Raw genomic sequence first — 20684 nt, 5'->3', positions numbered from 1 at the left:
TTGCGGGGTGACCGCCGTGCTCAGCCATCCCGACCAGCTCAAGGAGCTGCTGGGCATCCCGTTCAACCGGGAGCAGATGGCGGCCATCGGCGCCCCCCTGGAACCGGCCGTGATCGTGGCCGGCGCCGGCTCCGGCAAGACCACGGTGATGGCCGCCCGCGTCGTCTGGCTGGTCGGCTCCGGCGCCGTACGGCCCGAGGAGGTGCTCGGCCTCACCTTCACCAACAAGGCAGCCGGCGAGCTCGCCGAGCGGGTGCGCGCCGCCCTGCTGAGGGCCGGCGTCGCCGAGGAGGGAGACGCGGAGCCGCTCGGCGAACCGGAGATCTCCACCTACCACGCCTTCGCCGGCCGGCTGCTCAAGGAGCACGGCCTGCGGATCGGTGTCGAACCCGACGTGCGGCTGCTCGCCGACGCCACCCGCTTCCAGCTCGCCGCCAAGGTGCTGCGCACCGCCCGCGGCCCGTTCCCCGCGCTCACCGGCACCTTCGCCAACCTGGTCGCCGACCTGATCGCGCTGGACGGCGAACTCGCCGAGCACCTGGTCGAACCGCACGTCCTGCGCGCCCACGACGAGGACCTGCTGGACACCCTCGCCACCGTCAAGCTCACCAACGACGACCTGCGGGCCGTGCCCGTCACCGCCCGGGCCCGGCTGGAGCTGCTGCGCCTGGTCGAGGACTACCGGCGCCGCAAGCAGGCCGCCGGGCTGATGGACTTCGGCGACCAGATAGCCGCCGCCGCCCGGCTCGCCCAGCAGCGGCCCGAGGTCGGCGACCTGCTTCGCGGCCAGTTCCGGGTCGTGCTGCTCGACGAGTACCAGGACACCTCGGTCGCCCAGCGGCTGATGCTCGCCGGCCTGTTCGGCGCCGGCCCCGACACCGCCGGCCTGTTCGGCGCCGGCCCCGACACCGCCGGCCCCGACGGCGCCGGCTCCGGCCGCCGCGCCACCGGCCACCCCGTCACCGCCGTCGGCGACCCCTGCCAGGCGATCTACGGCTGGCGCGGCGCCTCCGTCGCCAACCTCGACGAGTTCCCCCGGCACTTCCCGAAGTCCGACGGCAGCCCCGCCGCCCGCTACGCGCTCAGCGAGAACCGCCGCAGCGGCGGGCGGCTGCTCGCCTTCGCCAACGAACTCGCCGCGCCGCTGCGGGCCATGCACGAGGGCGTCGAGGCGCTGCGCCCGGCCCCCGGCGCGGAGCGGGACGGCTTCGTGCGGGCGGCGCTGCTGCCCACCCACGCCGAGGAGGTCGACTGGCTCGCCGACTCGATCGCCCACCTGGTGCGCACCGGCACCGCGCCCGGCCGGATCGCCGTGCTGTGCCGCGGCGGCGCGGCCTTCCCGGACATCCACGCGGCCCTGGTCGCCCGCGAGGTGCCGGTCGAGGTGGTGGGCCTGGGCGGGCTGCTGCAACTGCCCGAGGTGGCCGACCTGGTGGCGGTCTGCGAGGTGCTCCAGGACCCGACCGCCAACGCCGCGCTGGTGCGCCTGCTGATCGGCCCGCGCTGGCGGATCGGCCCGCGCGACCTCGCCCTGCTCGGGCGCCGGGCCGCCGACCTGGTGCGCACCGCCCGGCCCGAGGGCGTCGAGGCGCTGACGGCGGCCGTCGCCGAGGCCGACCCCACCGAGGTGGTCTCGCTCGCCGACGCGGTGGAGACCTTCCTCGACGCGGAGCAGCCCGACGAGCTGCCGTTCTCCGCCGAGGCCAGGGTCCGCCTCGCCCGCCTCGCCCAGGAGCTGCGCGACCTGCGCCGCTCGCTCGCCGACCCGCTGATGGACGTGCTGCACCGGGTGCTGGCCGTCACCGGCCTGGAGGTCGAACTCGCCGCCTCCCCGCAGGCGCTGGCCGCGCGGCGGCGCGAGACCCTGCACGCCTTCCTGGACGTCGCCGCCTCCTTCGCCGACCTCGACGGCGACCCGGGCCTGGCCGCCTTCCTCGGCTTCCTGCGCGCGGCCCAGGAGTACGAGCGCGGCCTGGACAGCAGCCTGCCCGGCGGCGAGGACACCGTGAAGGTGCTCACCGCGCACAAGTCCAAGGGCCTGGAGTGGGACGTCGTCGCCGTCCCCGGCCTGGTCAAGGGCGCCTTCCCGTCCGGCACCGCGCGCGAGCGCTGGACCAGTACCAAGAGGGTGCTCCCGCACGCCCTGCGCGGCGACGCGGCCACCCTGCCGGACGTGCGCGGCGGGTGGAACGGCAAGTCCATGACCGCGTTCAAGCAGCAGCTGGCCGAGCACTCCCGCACCGAGGAGCTGCGCCTGGGCTACGTCGCGTTCACCCGCCCGCGCACGCTGCTGCTGGCCTCCGGGCACTGGTGGGGGCCGAGCCAGAAGACCGTCCGCGGCCCGTCCGCCTTCCTGGAGCAGCTGCGCGAGCACTGCGACCTCCCCGGCGCCGGGGAGGTCGAGCACTGGTCCGAGCAGCCGGAGAAGGGCGTCGAGAACCCGGCGCTGGCCGCCCCCGTCGAGCGTCCCTGGCCGCTTCCGCTGGACCCGGCCGCCCAGCACGCCCGCCGCCGGGTCGCCGAGGTGGTGCACGCCCGACTGGCCGGCGCGCCCGCCCCCGAACCCGAGCCGATGGCCGCCGAGGACCAGCGCCAGGTGGCCTCCTGGGACCGCGATCTCGCCGCGCTGCTGGGCGAGTTGGAGCGTTCCCGGCGCACCGCCCGCGAGGTGCCGCTGCCCGCCGCGCTGTCCGCCACCCAACTGTTGCGGCTGGCCGCCGACCCGGACGGCTTCGCGCACGACCTGGCCCGGCCGATGCCGCGTCCGCCGCAGCCGGCCGCCCGGCGCGGCACCCGCTTCCACGCCTGGGTGCAGTCCCGGATCGAACCGCTGCTGCTGATCGAGCCCGGCGCGCTGCCCGGCGCCGACGACGACGGCATCGAGGACGAGCAGGACCTGGAGCGGCTCAAGGAGGCGTTCCTGCGTACCCCGTACGCCCAGCGCCGGCCCCACCGGGTGGAGGCGCCGTTCCACCTGGTGCTCGGGGGGCGGGTGGTGCGCGGCCGGATCGACGCGGTCTACCGGGACGGTGACGTGTCGTCAGTGGCCGGTGGCGCGTCACGCTACGAAGTGGTGGACTGGAAGACCCACCGTGAGGAGACCGCCGACCCGCTGCAGCTCGCGGTCTACCGGATCGCCTGGGCCGAGCAGGCGGGCGTTCCGCCGGAGCAGGTCACGGCGTCCTTCCTGTACGTCCGCAGCGGGCGGATCGTCCGTCCGACAGGACTTCCCGACCGAAAAGAGTTGGAACGGCTCCTGATCGGGAACAGTGAAGAATGAGTCACGCAGAGCATTCAAGTCATCACGGCAACGCCCGAAACCTGTGCGTCATGCACGTTTCGCGCCTATTGTGGGGTCGGTAACCGGTCAACCCCCGTGCTCCGGCCGCCAGCGAGGCCCGCATTCCCTGACCCTCAGTCATCACCGCAGGTGCCCCCGGGCACCGGCGTCTTCTGCTGGAGTAACGACGTTGAGCGCGACCGGATGGATCAGAGAGCGGTTCACCGGGCCGACCCCGGGACCTGCTCCGGGCGTGACCGGCACCTGGCCGAGGACGGCGCTCGCGCTGCCCTTCATCGGCATGGCGCTGATCGTCGCCCTCGACTACGTCAGCAACACCGAGGTGACGGTCGAACCGGCCCTCACCGCCGTCCCCGCGCTGGCCGCCGTGGTCAGCCACCGCACCTGGTACCCGCTCGCCATCGGCCTGTTCACCGAGGCGGTGGCCTTCCTGATGGCCTTGCGCAGCGACACGCTCGACCAGTCCGTGCACACCGCCAGCGTCTTCGCGATCCTGCTGGTCGCCGCGATCGGCTGGGTCAGCGCCACCCTTCGGCTGCGCCAGGAGCGGGCGCTGGCCGACGCCCAACTCGTCGCCTCGATCGCCCGCCGGGTGCTGCTGCGGCCCGTCCCCGAGCGGGTCGGCACCGTCCGGGCGGCCGTCCACTACGAGGCCGCCGCCGCGCACGCCAGGATCGGCGGCGACCTGTACGAGGTGGTCAACACCCGGCACGGCGTCCGGGCCGTGGTCGGCGACGTCCGCGGCAAGGGCCTCGGCGCGGTCGAGACGGCCGCCGCCGTCCTCGGGGCCTTCCGCGAGGCCGCGCACCAGGAGCCCGCGCTGGACCGGGTCGCCGGCTGGCTGGCCGTCAGCCTCGACCGGGCCCTGCACGAGAACGACCACCCGGGAGTGGAGGAGGAGTTCGTCACCCTGGTGCTGATCGGCGTCGGAGCGGACGGCACCGCCGAACTGGTCAACTGCGGCCACCCCGCCCCGCTGCTGCTGCGCGGCGAGGACGTCCGGCCGCTCGAACTCGCCGAGACCGTACCGCCGCTGGGCGTCCTCGACCCGGCCGACGTCCGGCCGCCGGTGCACCGGGTGCCGCTGCGGCCCGGCGACCGGGTCCTGCTGTTCACCGACGGGGTGATCGAGGCCCGTGACCGCTCCGGCACCTTCTACCCGCTCGCCGAACGCCTGCCGCGCTGCGCCGACGGCCGCCCGGCGGACGTCCTGCAGCGCCTGCACGAGGACGTGGTGCGCCACGTCGGCCGCCAACTCGGCGACGACGCGGCCATGCTGCTCCTCCAGTACGAGCCACCCCCGGCCATCGGGGCCCAACTCCCGCACCAGAACGGCGTCCTGACCCACACCACCCAGAGCTAACCGGAGCCCGCCGGCTTCAGAGGCCGACCTCCACCAGCAGCGGCCGGTGGTCCGACACCGCCGCGCGCGGCGCCGCCGCCGGGCCGACCGCGGCGCGCGGCACGCCGATCGCCAGCACGTGGTCGAACTGCACCGCCGGGCGGTGCGAGGGGTACGTCGGGGTGCGGGCCAGGTCGTGCCAGCCCTGCAGGCGGGCGCGGGGCTCGCGCACCCGGCGCCGGCGCGGCTCGGCCAGCGCCGGCCGGGCCCGCCGGGCCGCCCGCAGCTCCCGCACCCGCGCCCGGGGTGCGGTGCGCTCCAGCGCGGTCGCCCCGCCGAGGACGGTGCGGGGCACCGCGCCGATCAGGTTGAAGTCGCCCAGCACCAGGTACGGCTGCGGCAGGTCCGCGATCCACCGCCGGATGCCGGCCAGCTGCGCCATGTTCCAGCCGGGGACGAAGGACAGGTGCGCCGCCACCACGGTGAACGGGCCGTGCTCGCCCTCCAGTACGGCCGCCAGCGCCGCCCGCGGCTCGTCCGGCACCGGGGTGAGCCCGCGCCGGCCGGCCACCCGCAGCGGCAGTCCGAACGGCGCCGGGGCGAACCGGCGGGCCCGCCAGTGCCGCACCGGCAGCCGGGTCAGCAGCGCCGTGCCGTACGAGGGGACGGCGCCGTCGCCCACGTCGCCCGGCCCGTACACCCGCAGGCCGCCGGGCGCGGACGGCTCCGGCACCCAGCCCGCGACCGGTGCCGGGCGCCCGTGCAGGGCGGCGGCGAAGCGCCAGTCGGCGGCCCCCATCGCCTTGGCCGCTACCGCGGCCTGGTCGGTGCCGCCGGAGCGGGACTGGTGGCGGTCCACCTCCTGCAGGGCCAGGACATCGGCGTCCAGCGCGGTCACCGCCTCCGCCAGCGGCCCACCGGCGTCGGCCGGGTAGGGCCGCGGGGCGCCGTCCGGGGCGAGCGGCTGACCGTGCAGCAGGTTGAAGGTGGCGATGCGCAACTGGCTCACACCGCACGACGGTACCCGGTCGCCGGGGGAGGGGGCGCAGCTTGAGGCCGTAGGGCATACCGGGTATACATACTCGGTATGTCCATCCGTCACGGTCTGCTCGCCCTGCTCGACCAGGGCCCGCGCTACGGCTACCAGCTGCGCACCGAGTTCGAGGCGCGCACCGGCGCCACCTGGCCGCTCAACGTCGGGCAGGTCTACACCACGCTGTCCCGGCTGGAACGGGACGGGCTGGTCGAGCCCGCCGGGGAGGACGAGGAGGGCCACCAGTTCTACGCCGTCACCGAATCGGGACGCGCCGAGCTGCGGGCCTGGTTCGACACCCCGGTGCCCCGGACCAACCCGCCGCGCGACGAACTGGCCATCAAGCTCGCCATGGCGGTCACCGTCCCCGGGGTGGACGTCTCCACCGTCGTCCAGGGCCAGCGCCGGCACAGCATCAAGGCGCTCCAGGACTACACCCGGCTCAAGGGCCGCGCGCTGGCCGGGGAACCGAGACCCGGCGTCGCGTCCTCGGCGAGCCACGACCTCGCCTGGCTGCTCGTCCTCGACCAGCTGATCTTCCAGACCGAGGCCGAGATCCGCTGGCTCGACCACTGCGAGACCCGCCTCGCCCAGCACGCGGAGGCCGAACAGGCCCGCGCCGCCGAGGCCGCCCGCGACGGCGGCGCCACGCCCGCCCCGCCCGCCCGCCGCCGCTTGCGCGCCTGAGCGCGCCCGGCCGCGACGGCCACCCGAACCGCCGACTCGGACCCGACGCCGAGCCCACCACCAGCACAAGGGGGGAACCATGTCCCACACCCAACCGGCCCGGCAGACGCCGGTACTGCACCTGGAGAACGTCACCCGAGTCCATGGCCAAGGCGCCGCGCAGGTCCAAGCCCTGCGCGGCATCGACCTCAAGGTCCACCCCGGCGAGTTCGTCGCCGTCATGGGCCCGTCCGGCTCCGGGAAGTCGACGCTCCTGACCCTCGCCGGCGGACTGGACACCCCGACCGACGGCCAGGTCCTCGTCGAGGGCGTCGCGCTCGGCGGGCTCACCCGCAAGCGGCTCGCCCAGGTCCGCCGCCGCTCCGTCGGCTACGTCTTCCAGGACTACAACCTGATACCGGCCCTCACCGCCGGCGAGAACATCTCGCTGCCGCGCGAACTCGACGGCCTCTCCGCCCGCGCCGCCCGCCGCGAGGCGCTCGCCGCCCTGGAGGAACTCGGCATCCCCGAGCTCGCCGACCGCTTCCCCGACGACATGTCCGGCGGCCAGCAGCAGCGCGTCGCCATCGCCCGCGCCCTGATCGGCGACCGCCGACTGGTCCTCGCCGACGAGCCCACCGGCGCCCTCGACTCCACCACCGGCGAGGCCGTCCTCGCCGTCCTGCGCGCCCGCTGCGACGCCGGCGCCGCCGCCATGATGGTCACCCACGAGGCCCGGCACGCGGCCTGGGCCGACCGCGTGGTCTTCCTGCGCGACGGCCGCATGGTCGACGAGAGCGTCAGCCAGGACGCCGCCAGCCTGCTCGTCACCGCCGCCACCAACAGCGTGAAGGTGGACGAGTGAAGCTCAGCGCCTGGCGGGTCGCCCTGCGCATCGCCCGCCGCGACGCCTTGCGGGCCAAGGGCCGCAGCGCCCTGGTCATCGCCATGGTCGCGCTGCCCGTCCTCGGGGTCACCGGCGCCGACGTGGTCTTCCGCAGCGCCGACCTCGAACCCGCCGAACACGTCGTGCGCGTCATGGGCCAGGCCGACGGCGAACTGGAGATGGTCGAACGCGGCGCCACCGTCCTGCAGGCGCCCGACCCCGAAAAGGGCATGACCGTCAACAGCCCCAAGTACGAGGCCAAGGACGGCGCCGCCCCCCGGTACACCCCCGTCCAGCAGCGCAGCCTCGACACCGAACCCGCCGAACTGGCGCGGCAACTGCTCCCGCCCGGCGCCACCCTCGTGCCCGAGCGGCAGGGCCCCTTCACCGCCGCCGGCAGTGCCCAGGGCCTGCTCAGCGCCCGGACCACCGAGCTGGACCTCACCGACCCGGTCTGGAAGGGCCGGGTCAACCTGGTGAAGGGCCGCGCCCCGGCCACCGACCGCGAAACCGCCGTCACCGGGGAGTTCCTCTCCCGCTCCGGCCTCAAGATCGGCGACCAGACCACCGTGCGCGGCCTGGAGGACGCCCCCTTCACCATCACCGGCGTCGTCGAGTACCCCGGCGAGCTGACGGCCACCGAGATCGTCGCCCGGCCCGGCACCCTGATCAGCAAGGTCGCCAAGCTCACGGGCGCCGGTACCGGCCGCAACGCCGGTACCGACGAGCCCACCCGCTGGCTCGTCAAGCTCCCCGCCGGCGCCACCCTCGACTGGTCCAAGGTCACCGAGCTCGGCGGCTACGGCTTCACCCTCGCCTCCCGCGCCGTCCTGCTCGACCCGCCGGCCCGCGCCGACGTGCCCTACTACGTCGAGGCCGACAAGCACGGCGGCAGCAGCACCGGCTACCTCGACCGCACCTCCGTCGTCATCCTCGCCACCGTCGTCGGCATGGCCCTGCTGGAGATCGTCCTCCTCGCGGGCCCCGCCTTCGCCGTCGGGGCCCGGCGCTCCCGGCGGCAGCTCGGCCTGCTCGCCGCGGGCGGCGGTGAGCGCGCCAACGTCCGTGCCGTCGTCCTCGGCGGCGGCATCGTCCTCGGCGTCACCGGCGCCGTCGTCGGCCTCGGACTCGGCATCGGACTGGTCGCCCTGCTGCGCACCCAGGCGGAGGAGTACGCCGGCCAGCGCTTCGGCCACTTCAACCTGCAGCCGCTCGACCTGCTGGGCGTGCTCCTGGTCGGCCTGGTCACCGGCCTGCTCGCCGCCGTGGTGCCCGCCGTCCAGGCCTCCCGCCAGGACGTCGTCGCCGCGCTCACCGGGCGCGACTCGCTCAAGCCCCCGAGCCGCAAGCTCGCCCTGCTCGGTCTGCTGATGGTCGGCGGCGGCGCCGCGCTCGCCCTGCTCGGCGCCACCAGCGGCTTCGCCAACCGCAGCCTGGCCGTCCTCGGCGGCTCGGCCGTCGCCGAACTCGGCATGGTCGCCCTGACGCCCTACCTGGTCGGGCTGTTCGGCCGGCTCGGCCGCTGGCTCTCGCTCGGCCCCCGGCTCGCCCTGCGCGACTCGGTGCGCCACCGCGGCCGCACCGCGCCCGCCGTCGCCGCGGTGATGGCCGCCGTCGCCGGCACCGTCGCGGTCAGCGTCTACACGGCCAGCTACGACGAGGAGGGCCGTCGCGAGTACGTCGCCGCGGCCCCCTCCGGCGCCGTCCTGATCGGCAGCGGCTGGCTGCCCGCCGCCGAGGGCAAGCTGCTGCCGCAGATGCGCGACGAGGTGGAGCGCAACATCCCCGCCCTCGGGCCGCGCGCCGACGTCCAGCGCGTGAGCTACAAGGGCGACTGCTCCGCCGGCGGCAGCTGCGGCTACATCCGGGTCGAGCTGCCCAAGGAGCTGCGCTGCCCCGTCGTCGACAACGACGACCTCGGCCCCGTCGAGACCGGGCGCCTCCTCACCACCGACCCGCGCTGCAAGAGCATGGGCCACCGGGGCAGCCCCTACGGCGACCTCAGCGCGGGTGACGCCACCCTGTTGCACAACCTCTTCGGCGTCACCGACCCGGCCGCCGGCCGGGCCCTCGCCGCCGGCAAGGCCGTGGTCTTCGACGCGCGCTACCTCAAGGACGGCAAGGTCGCCGTCGAGTTGAACGATCCGTTCGACCAGGGCGACGCGCCGTCCCCCGGCAAGCGCGGCCACACCGAGATCGCCGTCGACGCCGTCCTCGTGTCCGCGACGGTGCCGGCCAACGGCGCCGCCGTGATCAGCCCCGACACCGCCACCCGGCTCGGGCTCACCACCTCCCCGGCGGGCTCGGTCTGGCTGCCCGACGGCGCCCCCTCCGACGGCGCCCAGCAGAAGGCCAACGGGGCGCTGGCCAAGCTCACCGACCAGGACGTCCTCTCGATCGAGCGCGGCTACCAGTCCAGGGCCGATCTGATCAGCCTCGGGCTGTCGATCTTCGCCGCCATCGTCGCCCTCGGCGCGGCCGGCATCGCCACCGGCCTCGCCGCCGCCGACTCCCAGCGCGACCTGACCACCCTCGCGGCGGTCGGCGCCGAGCCCCGGATCCGGCGCACGCTGTCCGGCTTCCAGTGCGGGGTGATCGCCGCCATGGGCACCGTGCTCGGCACGGTCTGCGGGATCGTGCCGGCGGTGGCGCTGCGCAAGGTCCAGGGCGCGGCGGCCACGGTACCGGGGATGCCCGCCGACGTGATCGCCAACAAGTCGGTCGTGGTCTTCCCGTGGACCACCCTCGCGATCACCGTGGTGGTGCTGCCGCTGCTCGCGGCGGGCCTGGCCGCGCTGCTCACCCGCTCGCGGATCTCGCTGCTGCGCCGCTCCGGCTGAGGGCCCCGCGCCCTCCCGTCACCCCCGTCCGCGCCCCGGTCACCCCCGGGGCGCGGCCGGGGGTGACGGAGGTTACAGCCCCGACGGCGCCCGGCAGCCGGACGGCCCGGGCGGGCACCCGCACGGGCGAACTAAAGTCGTCCGTATGACGAGAACTCCGGACAGCGTCGTCCGCGCCTTCATCGACCAGCACCAGGCCGCCTTCCTCGCCGACCTCTCCGAGTGGCTGGCCATCCCCTCGGTCTCCGCCGACCCCGGCCGTGCCGGCGACGTGCGGCGCTCCGCCGAGTGGCTGGCCGCCAAGCTGCGCGACACCGGCTTCCCGGTGGCGGAGGTCTGGGAGACCGACGGTCTGCCGGCGGTGTTCGCCGAGTGGCCCTCCGGGGACTCGTCCGCGCCGACCGTCCTGGTCTACGGGCACCACGACGTGCAGCCGGCCGCCAAGGAGGACGGCTGGGACACCGAGCCGTTCACCCCGACCGTGGTCGGCAAGCAGCTGTTCGCCCGCGGCGCCGCCGACGACAAGGGCCAGGTGTTCTTCCACACCCTGGGCGTGCGCGCCCACCTGGCCGCCACCGGGCGCACCGCGCCGGCCGTCAACCTCAAGCTCCTGATCGAGGGCGAGGAGGAGTCCGGCTCGCCGCACTTCGCCGACCTGGTCCGGCGCGAGGCCGGGCGGCTGGCCGCCGACGTGGTGGTCATCTCGGACACCGGCATGTGGTCCGAGACCACGCCGACCGTCTGCACCGGGATGCGGGGCCTGGCCGACGCCCAGATCGACCTGTACGGCCCGGACACCGACATCCACTCCGGCTCCTTCGGCGGCGCCGTCCCCAACCCGGCCGAGGTCGCCGCCGAACTGGCGGCCGCCCTGCACGACGCCGACCGCCGGGTGGACATCCCGGGCTTCTACGACGGCGTGATCGAGTTGACCGACCGCGAGCGCGAGCTGTTCGCCGAACTGCCCTTCGACGAGGCACAGTGGCTGCGGGTCGCCAAGTCGTACGGCACCCGGGGCGAGGCCGGGTACTCGACCCTGGAGCGGGTCTGGGCCCGCCCGACCGCGGAGGTCAACGGCGTCTGGGGCGGCTACACCGGTCCCGGCGGCAAGACCATCGTGCCGTCCTCGGCGCACCTGAAGCTGTCCTTCCGGCTGGTCGCCGGGCAGGAGGTGGAGAAGGTGCGCGAGGCCGTCCGGGAGTGGGTGGCCGCGCGGGTGCCCGAGGGCGTCCGCTACGAGCTGGCCTTCCCGGGCGCGACCCGGCCCTGCCTGACCCCGCTGGACCACCCGGCGCTGCAGTCCACCGTCCGCGCCATGGGGCGGGCCTTCGGGCAGAAGATCCTCTTCACCCGCGAGGGCGGTTCCGGCCCCGCCGCCGACCTGCAGGACGTGCTCGGCGCGCCGGTGCTGTTCCTCGGCATCTCGGTGCCCTCGGACGGCTGGCACTCGGTCAACGAGAAGGTCGAGCTGGACCTGCTGGCCAAGGGCGTGGAGACCGCCGCGTACCTGTGGGGGGACCTGGCCGAGAACTTCCGGCCCGGCGCGTGAGCCCGTCCGGCCCGCCGGGGGAGCCCGCGCGAGCACACCATGGCAGTCAGATCACTCATCCGGATGATTCATCACGTGGGGATGGAACGAAGTGAGCACCGTGCCTGAGACCGAACGCCCACTGAACCTGGCACTGGCCCGGGCCGGGGTGGACCGGGCGGCCGAGCACCGGTTCGACGAGCCCTGGCTGGCGGCCGCCTGGAGCCACCCGGCCACCCGGGTGCTGCCGATCGCCGGCGGCGAGGCGTTCGTCGTCGACACCGCGCAGGGCACCGAACTCGTGCTGCTGCCCTCCTTCGAGGCGCCGCAGACCGGGGACCGGTACTTCCTGGGCACCGACGAGGACGGCGTCTCGTACTTCGCGCTGGCCGGGGAGAGCCTGCCCGGACGGCTGGACGGCGACGCGCGTCCGGCCGGGCTGCGCGAGGTCGGCGCGCTGCTGTCGGACCGGGACGCCGGACTGCTGGTGCACGCCGTCGCGCTGGAGCACTGGCACCGGCTGCACAGCTTCTGCTCGCGCTGCGGACACCCGACCGAGAAGGCCGGCGCCGGGCACGTGCGGCGCTGCACCTCCTGCGCGGCCGAGCACTACCCGCGCACCGACCCGGCGGTGATCATGGTGATCACCGACGAGCAGGACCGCTGTCTGCTCGGCCGCCAGGCGCTGTGGCCGGAGGGCCGCTGGTCCACCCTGGCCGGCTTCGTCGAGCCGGGGGAGTCGATCGAGCAGGCGGTGGTGCGCGAGGTGCAGGAGGAGGCCGGTGTGAAGGTCGGCGAGGTGCGCTACGTCGCCAGCCAGCCCTGGCCCTTCCCGTCGAGCCTGATGCTCGGCTTCACGGGCCGGGCGCTGCCGGGCGGCACGGAGATCACCGTGGACGGCGAGGAGCTGGCCGAGGCGCGCTGGTTCTCCCGCGAGGAGCTGAAGGCCGGGATGGAGGCGGGGGAGATCCTGCCGCCGTCCGGGATCTCGATCGCGCGCCACCTGGTCGAGCTCTGGTACGGCGGACCGCTGCCGTCGGCGGCGCGCTGGTAATCCTTGTCCGAATGGGGGCGTGCGGATTATGCCGCGCGCCCCCGTTTTTCTTTTCCATCCCCTCCCGAATCCACCACGATCGGATGTTCGTGGCCGGACGGGCCAGTTCTGCTACCGCCGCACGCCACCCGGCATCCGCCGTCAACCCGCGCGGACGACATTGCCGGAAACGGCTGAAACCCCGCCGTCGCGCTCGCTACATTCACTCGGGTGACAATCCCCCGGGGCACCGCCCAATCCCCCAAATACCAGCGCCTCGCCGCCGACCTGCGCCGCCGGATCGCCGAGGGCGAGTTCACCGCCGACGCCGCGCTGCCGGTCGAGAGCGAACTGGAACGCCAGTACGGAGTCGCCCGCAACACCGTCCGGCTCGCGGTCGACGTCCTGGTCAACGAAGGCCGCCTGGTCCGCCTCCAGGGCAAGGGCACCTACCTGCGGGAACACCCCGTCCTGGACCACCGCGCCTACGGCCCCACGCTGGCCCCCACCCCCCGGGACTGCCTGGCCCTGCCCTCCGCCGTCTACCTCGGCGAGGCCGCCGAGGCCGGCCGCGAACTCACCAGCGACTTCGAGATGATGATCGTCCGGGCCCGGGTGGACATCGCCGAACGGCTCGGACTGCGCCCCGGCGAGGCCATCGTGGTCCGCCGCCAGCTGCGCCTGCTCGACCGCGAGCCCTACTCGATCGAGGAGAGCCACTACCGGGCCGGACTCGCCGCCGGCACCCCGCTGATGGAACCCGACCCGGTCGAGGGCGGCGACGAGGCCGTCCTCAACGGACTCGGCCGCACCGAGATCGGCGCCGTCGACCACCTGGTCGCCCGGATGCCCGGCCCCGAGGAGGCCCAGTGGTTCCAGGGCGGCCCCGGCGTGCCGCTGATGGTGCAGACCCGCGTCACCTTCGACCGGCGCGGGCCCGTCCGGGTCGTCGAGACCCGCTACTCCGCCGACCGCAGCCGGCTCGTCTACGGCATCGGCGACCTCGCGGCGCGCACCACCCTGCCCGCGCCCGCCGCGCCCGTCGACCCCGCCCGGGCCGACGCGCCGTGACGCGCGCCGACCCGGGCCCCGGCCGGCTCAGACCCCGAGGGCCTTCTTCACCTGCAGCAGGCTCGGGTTGGTCATCACGACCCGCTCGCCGCCGGCGTTCGGCGTCACCAGCACCGTCGGCACCGTCTGGTTGCCGCCGTTGACCGACTCGACGAAGGACGCCGACGCCGGGTCCTCCTCGATGTTGATCTCCGTGTAGCCGATCCCCTCCCGGTCCAGCTGGCTCTTGAGTCGGTTGCAGTACCCGCACCAGGTCGTGCTGTACATCGTCACGCTGCCGGACATCGAGGAGGCTCCTTCAGGAAGAGGGCGTACGGTCTCAAGGCGGGAACGCCCGCCGCGCGGCGGTCATTCCGCACGGCCCCGCCCCGGCGCAGACGGCGGCGCACGAACGGACTCGCGCGCCCCGGTGCGCAGCGATCATCCTGCGATCACACCGGGCCTGTGGACAACCCCGCCCCGGTTGTCCCAGCGGGCTGAGAGGATGGAACGCATGCAGGAAGACCTCTTGAGCGGCAGCCCGTCCGACGGCCCCCACGGCTCCCTCTGGGCCGACCCCACCGCCGCCACGGGCCCCGACGCCGTGCTCGCCGGGCTCGACCCCGAGCAGCGCGCCGTCGCCACCGCCCTGCACGGGCCCGTCTGCGTCCTCGCCGGCGCCGGCACCGGCAAGACCCGCGCCATCACCCACCGGATCGCCTACGGCGTGCGCAGCGGCGTCTACCAGCCCCAGCAGGTCCTCGCCGTCACCTTCACCGCCCGCGCCGCCGGCGAGATGCGCGGCCGGCTGCGCGAGCTCGGCGCCGACGGCGTCCAGGCCCGCACCTTCCACGCCGCCGCCCTGCGCCAGCTCCAGTACTTCTGGCCGCGCGCCGTCGGCGGGCCCGTCCCCTCGCTGCTCGAACGCAAGGTCCAGCTCGTCGCCGAGTCCGCCGGCCGCTGCGGCCTGCGCGTCCAGCGCACCGAACTGCGCGACCTCACCGCCGAGATCGAATGGGCCAAGGTCACCCAGATCGGCCCCGACGACTACCCCGCCGCCGTCCAGAAGTCCGCCCGCGAGGCCCCCCGCGACCCGGCCGAGACCGCCCAGGTCTACCGCGTCTACGAGGAGGCCAAGAGCCGCCGCGGCGTGATCGACTTCGAGGACGTCCTGCTGCTCACCGCCGCCATCCTGGAGGACCGCCCCGACATCGCCGACCAGGTCCGCGGCCAGTACCGGCACTTCACCGTCGACGAGTACCAGGACGTCTCCCCGCTCCAGCAGCGCCTCCTCGACCAGTGGACCGGTCCCGGCGGCGGCGCCAGCCTCTGCGTCGTCGGCGACGCCAGCCAGACCATCTACTCCTTCACCGGCGCCACCCCCGACTACCTGCTCAACTTCCGCACCCGCCACCCGGAGGCGACGGTCGTCAAGCTGGTCCGCGACTACCGCTCCACCCCGCAGGTCGTCCACCTCGCCAACGGGCTGCTCTCCCAGGCCCGCGGCGAGGCCGCCCGGCACCGGCTCGAACTCGTCTCCCAGCGCGAGGCCGGCCCCGAACCCGTCTACACCGAGTACGAGGACGAGCCCACCGAGGCCGAGACCACCGCCCGCCGGATCAAGGACCTGCTCGCCGCCGGCGTGCGCGCCAGCGAGATCGCCGTCCTGTTCCGCACCAACGGCCAGTCCGAGGTCTACGAACAGGCCCTCGCCGACCTCGGCGTCCCCTACCAGCTCAAGGGCGCCGAGCGGTTCTTCGAACGCCCCGAGGTCCGCGACGCCGGCGTCCTGCTGCGCGGCGCCGCCCGGGCCGCCGCCGACCCGCTCACCGCCGACGCCCCCGACCTCGCCGGCCAGGTCCGCGCCGTCCTCGCCACCCGCGGCTTCACCGCCGAACCGCCCGCCGGCTCCGGCGCCGTCCGCGACCGCTGGGAGTCCCTCGCCGCGCTCGTCCGGCTCGCCGAGGAGTTCGAGCGCACCCGCGCCGCCGCCGGCCACGCCGCCGACCTCGCCGCCTACGTCGCCGAACTCGACGCCCGGGCCGCCGCCCAGCACGCCCCCGCCGTCGAAGGCGTCACCCTCGCCTCGCTGCACGCCGCCAAGGGCCTCGAATGGGACGCCGTCTTCCTCGTCGGCCTCACCGAGGGCACCCTGCCGATCATCTACGCCAAGACCGACGAGCAGATCGAGGAGGAGCGCCGGCTCCTCTACGTCGGCGTCACCCGCGCCCGCAAGCACCTCTCGCTCTCCTGGGCGCTCAGCCGCTCCCCGGGCGGCCGCGCCAGCCGCAAGCCCAGCCGCTTCATGGACGGGCTGCGCCCGGGCTCCAGCGCGCCCGGCGCGCGCACCGGCGGGCGGGGCGGGCGCGGGGGCGTCGAGCCCGGCGAGCGCTCCGCCGGACGGCGGGTCCGCGGGCCGGTCAAGTGCCGGGTCTGCGAGAAGGTGCTCACCGAGGCGGTCGAGCGCAAGCTGCGCCGCTGCGAGAGCTGCCCGTCCACGATGGACGAGGCGCTGTACGAGCGGCTGCGCGAGTGGCGGGCCGGGCAGGCCAGGAAGCAGGGAGCACCGGCCTACGTGGTGTTCACCGACGCGACGCTCATGGCGATCGCCGAGGATGTGCCGGCCAGTCGCCAGGAGCTGGCGGTCATCTCCGGGGTCGGTGCGATGAAGCTGGACAAGTACGGGGCCGCCGTGCTCTCGTTGTGTGCGGGGGAGGAGCCCGTGGAGGATCCGGACGGCGTCGAGGACGGCGAGCCGGTCGATCCGGCGTGAGCCGGTCCGGGCGCGGTCAGGGCGAGTCGCCCGGGGGCCGCTCGGGGGACTTCGGAACCCGCCGCGAAAAATAGTTTGCGCGGCATACCGGGAGCGCAATAGCCTGCCGGAGCGGTCAAGGGGACGCGATCGCACGGGGTGACACCTGTGCCGAATCCCCCACACCCAACAGCTTCACCGAGACAGACATCCGAACATTCGGAGCCGGGGGAACCGGGCTCCGCGAGACGCCGAGAGGAGGCGAAGACAGTGGGAAACATCATGATCACCAAACTGACTGGCCAGACCGTTGTCGCTGCCTCCCTGCGTGCCGCCCGTCTGCGGGCGCTCGCCGAGCTCGGTGGAACCGGTCTGGGTCTCGACACCACCGGTGTCTCCGTCGTCCCCGCTGTCAGTGCCCTTGGACACACTGATCTCTGCGGCGTGGCCGGCAGGAACGTCGAAGGCACCGCTGTCGAGACCGGTCTGTCCCGCGACTGGGCGTCGTTCGGCACGTCGCGCTCCCTGCGCGATGAGCGACCGACCCAGGCACCGAAGGCACTCGTAGCCGCCGCCATGCATGGCGACTATGCGCAGGTCATCGGTGCCGGAAACGCCCAGAAGCAGAACGAGCAGCAGATCAACCAGGCCATGGCGGCCCTCGCGGGCGCCAAGGCCATCCGGATGCGGGCCTTCCGCGGGCCTGAACCCTGGAGAGAACGAACCTGAGCAAGCGTCAGGTCGGCACCTCCAGGGCCGCGGAACCCGTCACACCGGGATCCGCGGCCCTTCTGTTTTGTCCGGTACGCAAGACCACCCAGGCCCCCCGGGGCCTCCGGCCCAGACCCACCAGCCATCTGGGCCGGAACCACTGAGAAGACGAGGAAGACGCCAACAGTGTCCACGGTCATCACACCGCCCATCCCGTCCGTACCGCCGACAAGCCAGATCACCAAGGCCGACCAGGCCGACCCCCCGGAGGTTCCTTCCATGCAGATCAGCTCCATCGAGCAGGCCGAGGCGCTCGGGCTCCCCATCCCCTGCCGCGCCTTCGACCCCGAGGTCTTCTTCGCCGAGACGCCCGCCGACGTCGAGTACGCGAAGTCCCTCTGCGGCACCTGCCCGGTCAAGGACGCCTGTCTGACCGGCGCGCTGGAGCGGCGCGAGCCGTGGGGCGTCTGGGGTGGCGAGCTCTTCGTCCAGGGCGTCGTCGTGGCCCGCAAGCGGCCGCGTGGCCGTCCGCGCAAGACCGAGGTCATGGCGTGAACCCCGCCCACGGCGCCAGGGCCGTCCGCCGGGGAGAGCAGCCCCTGCTGGACACCTCCCTCCGCCGTTCCGTCCGGATCGCCGCCGCCAAGGCCGACGCAGCCCGACCAGTCCCTTTCCCGAGCACGCACCACGAGCAGGACCACCACATGACCGCCGCCGCCATCGATCCGACCGTCCGCGCCGAGCAGACCACCGAACTTCAGATCCAGAACAGGACCCTCGAAATGCAACTTCTCCACGAATCCCTGGCCCGGGCCCATATGCAAGAGCGCCTGCACGAGGCGGAGCACCAACGCCTCGTCACCCGGGTCGCCAGGGCCCGCCGGCTCAAGCAGCGGGCCGAGCGTGCCTCGTTGCGGGCCCGCAAGGCACTCGCCGTCGCGCTGATGTAGTCGCGGCGCGGGGCCTCCCCGCGTTTCACCCCCGTCGTGCCGCAGGCCGCCCCCCGTCATGGGGAGCGGCCTGCGGCCGTTGCTGCGTCCGGGTCAGCTCTTGCGGGTGCGGCCGGCGGCCTTTCCGCTCGCGGTCCTGCGGCCGGCCGGCTTCGCGGGTTCCTGCTCGGCGAACCGGGGCAGCCACGCCAGCATCTCCGCCCGGAACGGCGCCTGGGCGCCCAGCTGGCAGAGCACTCCGATGGTGCTCAGCGTCACCCGGTGGATCAGCAGGTACGCGGGCGGCAGGTTCAGCTGCTTGCCCAGGTTGTAGGCGGGGGAGCGCGGATCGGCGATCCGGGCCGCCTGGGCGCGCATCCAGGCCCGGGTGAAGTGGAAGCTGTCCACGGCGGCCGGCTCGATGATCGGCAGCAGGTAGTCCAGCACCGCGTCCGGGTCCAGCTCGATCGAGGGCTTGACGAAGCCCTCCTCGCGCAGCATCGTCAGCACGCCCGCCGCGTCGCCGTCCAGCGCCATCCGCAACGACGCCCCGATCGGCTCGGGCAGCCCGCCCGGCAGCCGGTCCACCGTGCCGAAGTCCAGTACCCCCAGCCGCCAGCCCGACGCCGGGCCGTCGTCCTTCAGCAGCCGGAAGTTACCCGGGTGCGGGTCCGCGTGCAGCAGGCCGGTCCGGGACGGGCCCGCGAACAGGAACCGGGCCAGCAGCTGCCCGGCGCGGTCGCGCTCCTCCTGGGTGCCGTTCGCGATCACCTCGGCCAGCGGGGTGCCGTCCATCCACTCGGTGACCAGCACCTGGTCGGCCTGCGCCACCACGCCGGGCACCAGGATGTCCGCGTCGTCGGCGAACTCCTCGGCGTGCCGGCGCTGGGCCTGCGCCTCCAGCTCGTAGTCCAGCTCCTCCGACACGCGCTCGCGCAGCTCGGTGATCAGCGGCTTGATGTCCAGCCCGGGGATCAGCGGGCCCAACAGCCAAGCCACCCGGCTCAGTTGCGTCAGGTCCGCGAGCAGTGCGTCGCCCGCGCCCGGGTACTGCACCTTGACCGCGACCCGGCGCCCGTCGTGCCAGACCGCCCGGTGCACCTGCCCGATCGAGGCGGCCGCCGCCGGCCGGTCGTCGAACTCCCGGAACAGCTCGCGCCAGTCGTCCCCGAGCCGCTGGGCGAGCGCGGTGTGCACCTTGGCGGCGGGCATCGGGGGAGCGGCGTCCTGCAGCTTGGTGAGCGCGGCCCGGTACGGACCGGCGACCTCCTCGGGCAGCGCGGCCTCGAAGACGGACAGCACCTGCCCGAACTTCATCGCCCCGCCCTTGAGTTCGCCCAGAACCTTGAACAACTGGTCGGCGGTGGCCTGCTGGAGCTCGGCCGTCACCACCTCGGCGGAGCGGCCGCCGATGCGCCTGCCCAGCCCGAGCGTGGCGCGACCGGCTATCCCCAGCGGCAGGGCGGCGAGCCGTGCCGTGCGGGTCACTGCCTTGCGCGGAAGATCGCTCACCCGGGCCTCCAATTCCCTGGCCCCCCGACACCGGACGGCCCACCATCACTAGGCCATTGTGCCCGCTCCCCACCCCGCCCCCGGCGGTATTTCGCCGGGCGGGGAGGGGAGCACCGTGCGCGGGCCGCCGCCGCCGTCCCTTTGCGGGGGAGTTGGGCGGCTTGGTCCGGTGCGGGGGAGCCGGGCGGCTCGGTCCGGTCGGGCCGGGCGCGGGGAGCCGGGGCGGCGGTCAGCGGGGCAGGCGGAGGGCCAGACCGTCCAGGACCACGTCGAGGCCGTAGGCGAACTTGGCGTCGCGCACGGCGGCCGGGTCCGGGTCCGCGGCGGCGGCCGTGTAGGCGTCGGTGAGGTGGTCGAAGCCCGCGGTGGCCTCCTGGGCGGCGGGCATCAGACGGGCGATGAACTCGGCCTCGCTCTCGCCGGCCCGGGCGACGGTGGTGAGCCAGGCCGCCTCCGTGGTGCTCATCCCGACGACGTAGGAGATGACCGTGTCGATCGCCCGGGCCGGCTCGGGGAAGCCGGCCGAGGCGAAGAAGGCGGTCAGCCGCTCGCCGTAGGACATCAGGTTGGGGCCGAGGTAGGCGAGGCCGGCCTGGCCGAGGACGGACGACAGCCAGGGGTGGCGCAGGGCCGTCGCCCGGAACGCCCCGGCGGCCTCGGTGGCGGCGGTGCGCCAGTCGGGGCTGTCGGCGGGCGGCAGGGTGATCTCGCCGAAGACCTCGTCCACCGCGAGCTCCATCAGCTCGTCCTTGGTCGCCACGTGCCGGTAGAGGGAGGTGGCGCCCGCGTTCAGGCGGGCGGCGAGCTTGCGCATGCTCAGGGCCTCGATGCCCTCGGCGTCCAGCATGGTGATCGCCTCGCGGACGATCGCGGCCCGGCTGAGTGCGGGCTGGTCGGGCTCGCGCTGTCGGCGGGCCCATACGGACGGGATCGGGTTCGTCTCGGCGGCCATGGCGGCTCCCCTTCCCTCTGCTCCTGCTTGTTGCGTACACCGTTCGCATCGAGCGTACAGGAGTCTGGTGTTGCGCACACTGTTCCGGCATGCGTACAGTGTTCGCAGAGCAGGAACGGAGTGCGCACCGGGGGAACGGTGTGCGCAGA

At 74.3% G+C, this 20684-nt stretch carries 16 protein-coding genes; 12 read left to right on the top strand and 4 right to left on the bottom strand.

Going from position 1 to position 20684, the window contains the following annotated elements:
- Positions 1–7 precede the first annotated feature (7 nt).
- Positions 8–3280 carry a UvrD-helicase domain-containing protein gene (locus ACIO5E_RS17790; RefSeq protein WP_400668454.1) on the top strand — a complete coding sequence of 1091 codons (3273 nt, stop codon included), beginning with the start codon at positions 8–10 and terminating at the stop codon, positions 3278–3280.
- A 253-nt stretch (positions 3281–3533) separates the two neighbouring features.
- Entirely contained in the window at positions 3534–4664 is a 1131-nt protein-coding gene (locus tag ACIO5E_RS17785) for a PP2C family protein-serine/threonine phosphatase (protein WP_280676317.1), read from the top strand.
- 16 nt (positions 4665–4680) lie between these two features.
- On the opposite strand, the gene ACIO5E_RS17780 is transcribed toward ACIO5E_RS17785, so the two are convergent.
- On the bottom strand, positions 4681–5652 hold the full coding sequence (locus ACIO5E_RS17780) for an endonuclease/exonuclease/phosphatase family protein (RefSeq protein WP_400668451.1): 972 nt from the start codon (positions 5650–5652) through the stop codon (positions 4681–4683).
- A gap of 78 nt (positions 5653–5730) precedes the next feature.
- Between ACIO5E_RS17780 and ACIO5E_RS17775 the strand changes: the two genes are divergently transcribed.
- The 6 genes from ACIO5E_RS17775 (at position 5731) to ACIO5E_RS17750 (ending at position 13700) form a co-directional block, all read left to right on the top strand.
- Complete coding sequence (locus ACIO5E_RS17775) at positions 5731–6363, top strand: PadR family transcriptional regulator (protein ID WP_400668448.1); 633 nt, start codon at positions 5731–5733, stop codon at positions 6361–6363.
- 79 nt (positions 6364–6442) lie between these two features.
- Complete coding sequence (locus ACIO5E_RS17770; protein WP_280676311.1) at positions 6443–7207, top strand: ABC transporter ATP-binding protein; 765 nt, start codon at positions 6443–6445, stop codon at positions 7205–7207.
- A complete protein-coding gene (locus ACIO5E_RS17765) occupies positions 7204–10068 on the top strand; it encodes an FtsX-like permease family protein (RefSeq protein ID WP_400668445.1) in 2865 nt (954 codons plus the stop codon). Before ACIO5E_RS17770 ends, ACIO5E_RS17765 begins: the two co-directional genes overlap by 4 nt.
- A gap of 145 nt (positions 10069–10213) precedes the next feature.
- Entirely contained in the window at positions 10214–11617 is a 1404-nt protein-coding gene (locus tag ACIO5E_RS17760) for a dipeptidase (RefSeq protein WP_280676307.1), read from the top strand.
- Between the two features lie 91 nt (positions 11618–11708).
- A complete protein-coding gene (gene nudC / locus ACIO5E_RS17755) occupies positions 11709–12650 on the top strand; it encodes an NAD(+) diphosphatase (RefSeq protein ID WP_400668441.1) in 942 nt (313 codons plus the stop codon).
- A 210-nt stretch (positions 12651–12860) separates the two neighbouring features.
- Positions 12861–13700, top strand: a complete 840-nt coding sequence (locus ACIO5E_RS17750) for a GntR family transcriptional regulator (RefSeq protein ID WP_400668438.1) — start codon at positions 12861–12863, stop codon at positions 13698–13700.
- Positions 13701–13727: 27 nt separating this feature from the next.
- On the opposite strand, the gene ACIO5E_RS17745 is transcribed toward ACIO5E_RS17750, so the two are convergent.
- Complete coding sequence (locus ACIO5E_RS17745) at positions 13728–13985, bottom strand: mycoredoxin (RefSeq protein ID WP_280676301.1); 258 nt, start codon at positions 13983–13985, stop codon at positions 13728–13730.
- Positions 13986–14184: 199 nt separating this feature from the next.
- On the opposite strand from ACIO5E_RS17745, the gene ACIO5E_RS17740 reads away from it, so the two are divergent.
- From ACIO5E_RS17740 to ACIO5E_RS17725, 4 genes are all read left to right on the top strand, one after another.
- Positions 14185–16452 carry an ATP-dependent DNA helicase UvrD2 gene (locus ACIO5E_RS17740; protein ID WP_400668434.1) on the top strand — a complete coding sequence of 756 codons (2268 nt, stop codon included), beginning with the start codon at positions 14185–14187 and terminating at the stop codon, positions 16450–16452.
- 261 nt (positions 16453–16713) lie between these two features.
- The gene (locus ACIO5E_RS17735) at positions 16714–17160 is read left to right on the top strand and encodes a hypothetical protein (protein WP_400668432.1); all 447 of its coding nucleotides are present in this window, start codon (positions 16714–16716) and stop codon (positions 17158–17160) included.
- 168 nt (positions 17161–17328) lie between these two features.
- Positions 17329–17697 (top strand): WhiB family transcriptional regulator, encoded by a 369-nt coding sequence (locus tag ACIO5E_RS17730; protein ID WP_400335999.1) that lies wholly within the window; start codon positions 17329–17331, stop codon positions 17695–17697.
- Between the two features lie 149 nt (positions 17698–17846).
- Complete coding sequence (locus tag ACIO5E_RS17725) at positions 17847–18092, top strand: hypothetical protein (protein WP_400668746.1); 246 nt, start codon at positions 17847–17849, stop codon at positions 18090–18092.
- A 93-nt stretch (positions 18093–18185) separates the two neighbouring features.
- Here ACIO5E_RS17725 and ACIO5E_RS17720 read toward each other — a convergent pair whose 3' ends face one another.
- Both ACIO5E_RS17720 and ACIO5E_RS17715 read right to left on the bottom strand, forming a co-directional pair.
- Positions 18186–19583: an ABC1 kinase family protein gene (locus ACIO5E_RS17720; RefSeq protein ID WP_400668429.1), complete on the bottom strand. Its 1398-nt coding sequence runs from the start codon at positions 19581–19583 to the stop codon at positions 18186–18188.
- A 229-nt stretch (positions 19584–19812) separates the two neighbouring features.
- Positions 19813–20535, bottom strand: a complete 723-nt coding sequence (locus ACIO5E_RS17715) for a TetR/AcrR family transcriptional regulator (RefSeq protein WP_400668427.1) — start codon at positions 20533–20535, stop codon at positions 19813–19815.
- Positions 20536–20684: the final 149 nt, after the last annotated feature.

The organism is Kitasatospora sp. NPDC087314, assembly GCF_044744365.1.
GTDB lineage: Bacteria > Actinomycetota > Actinomycetes > Streptomycetales > Streptomycetaceae > Kitasatospora.
The sequence above is the reverse complement of the archived record's forward strand: the minus strand, read 5'-3'. Positions and strand labels throughout refer to the sequence as shown.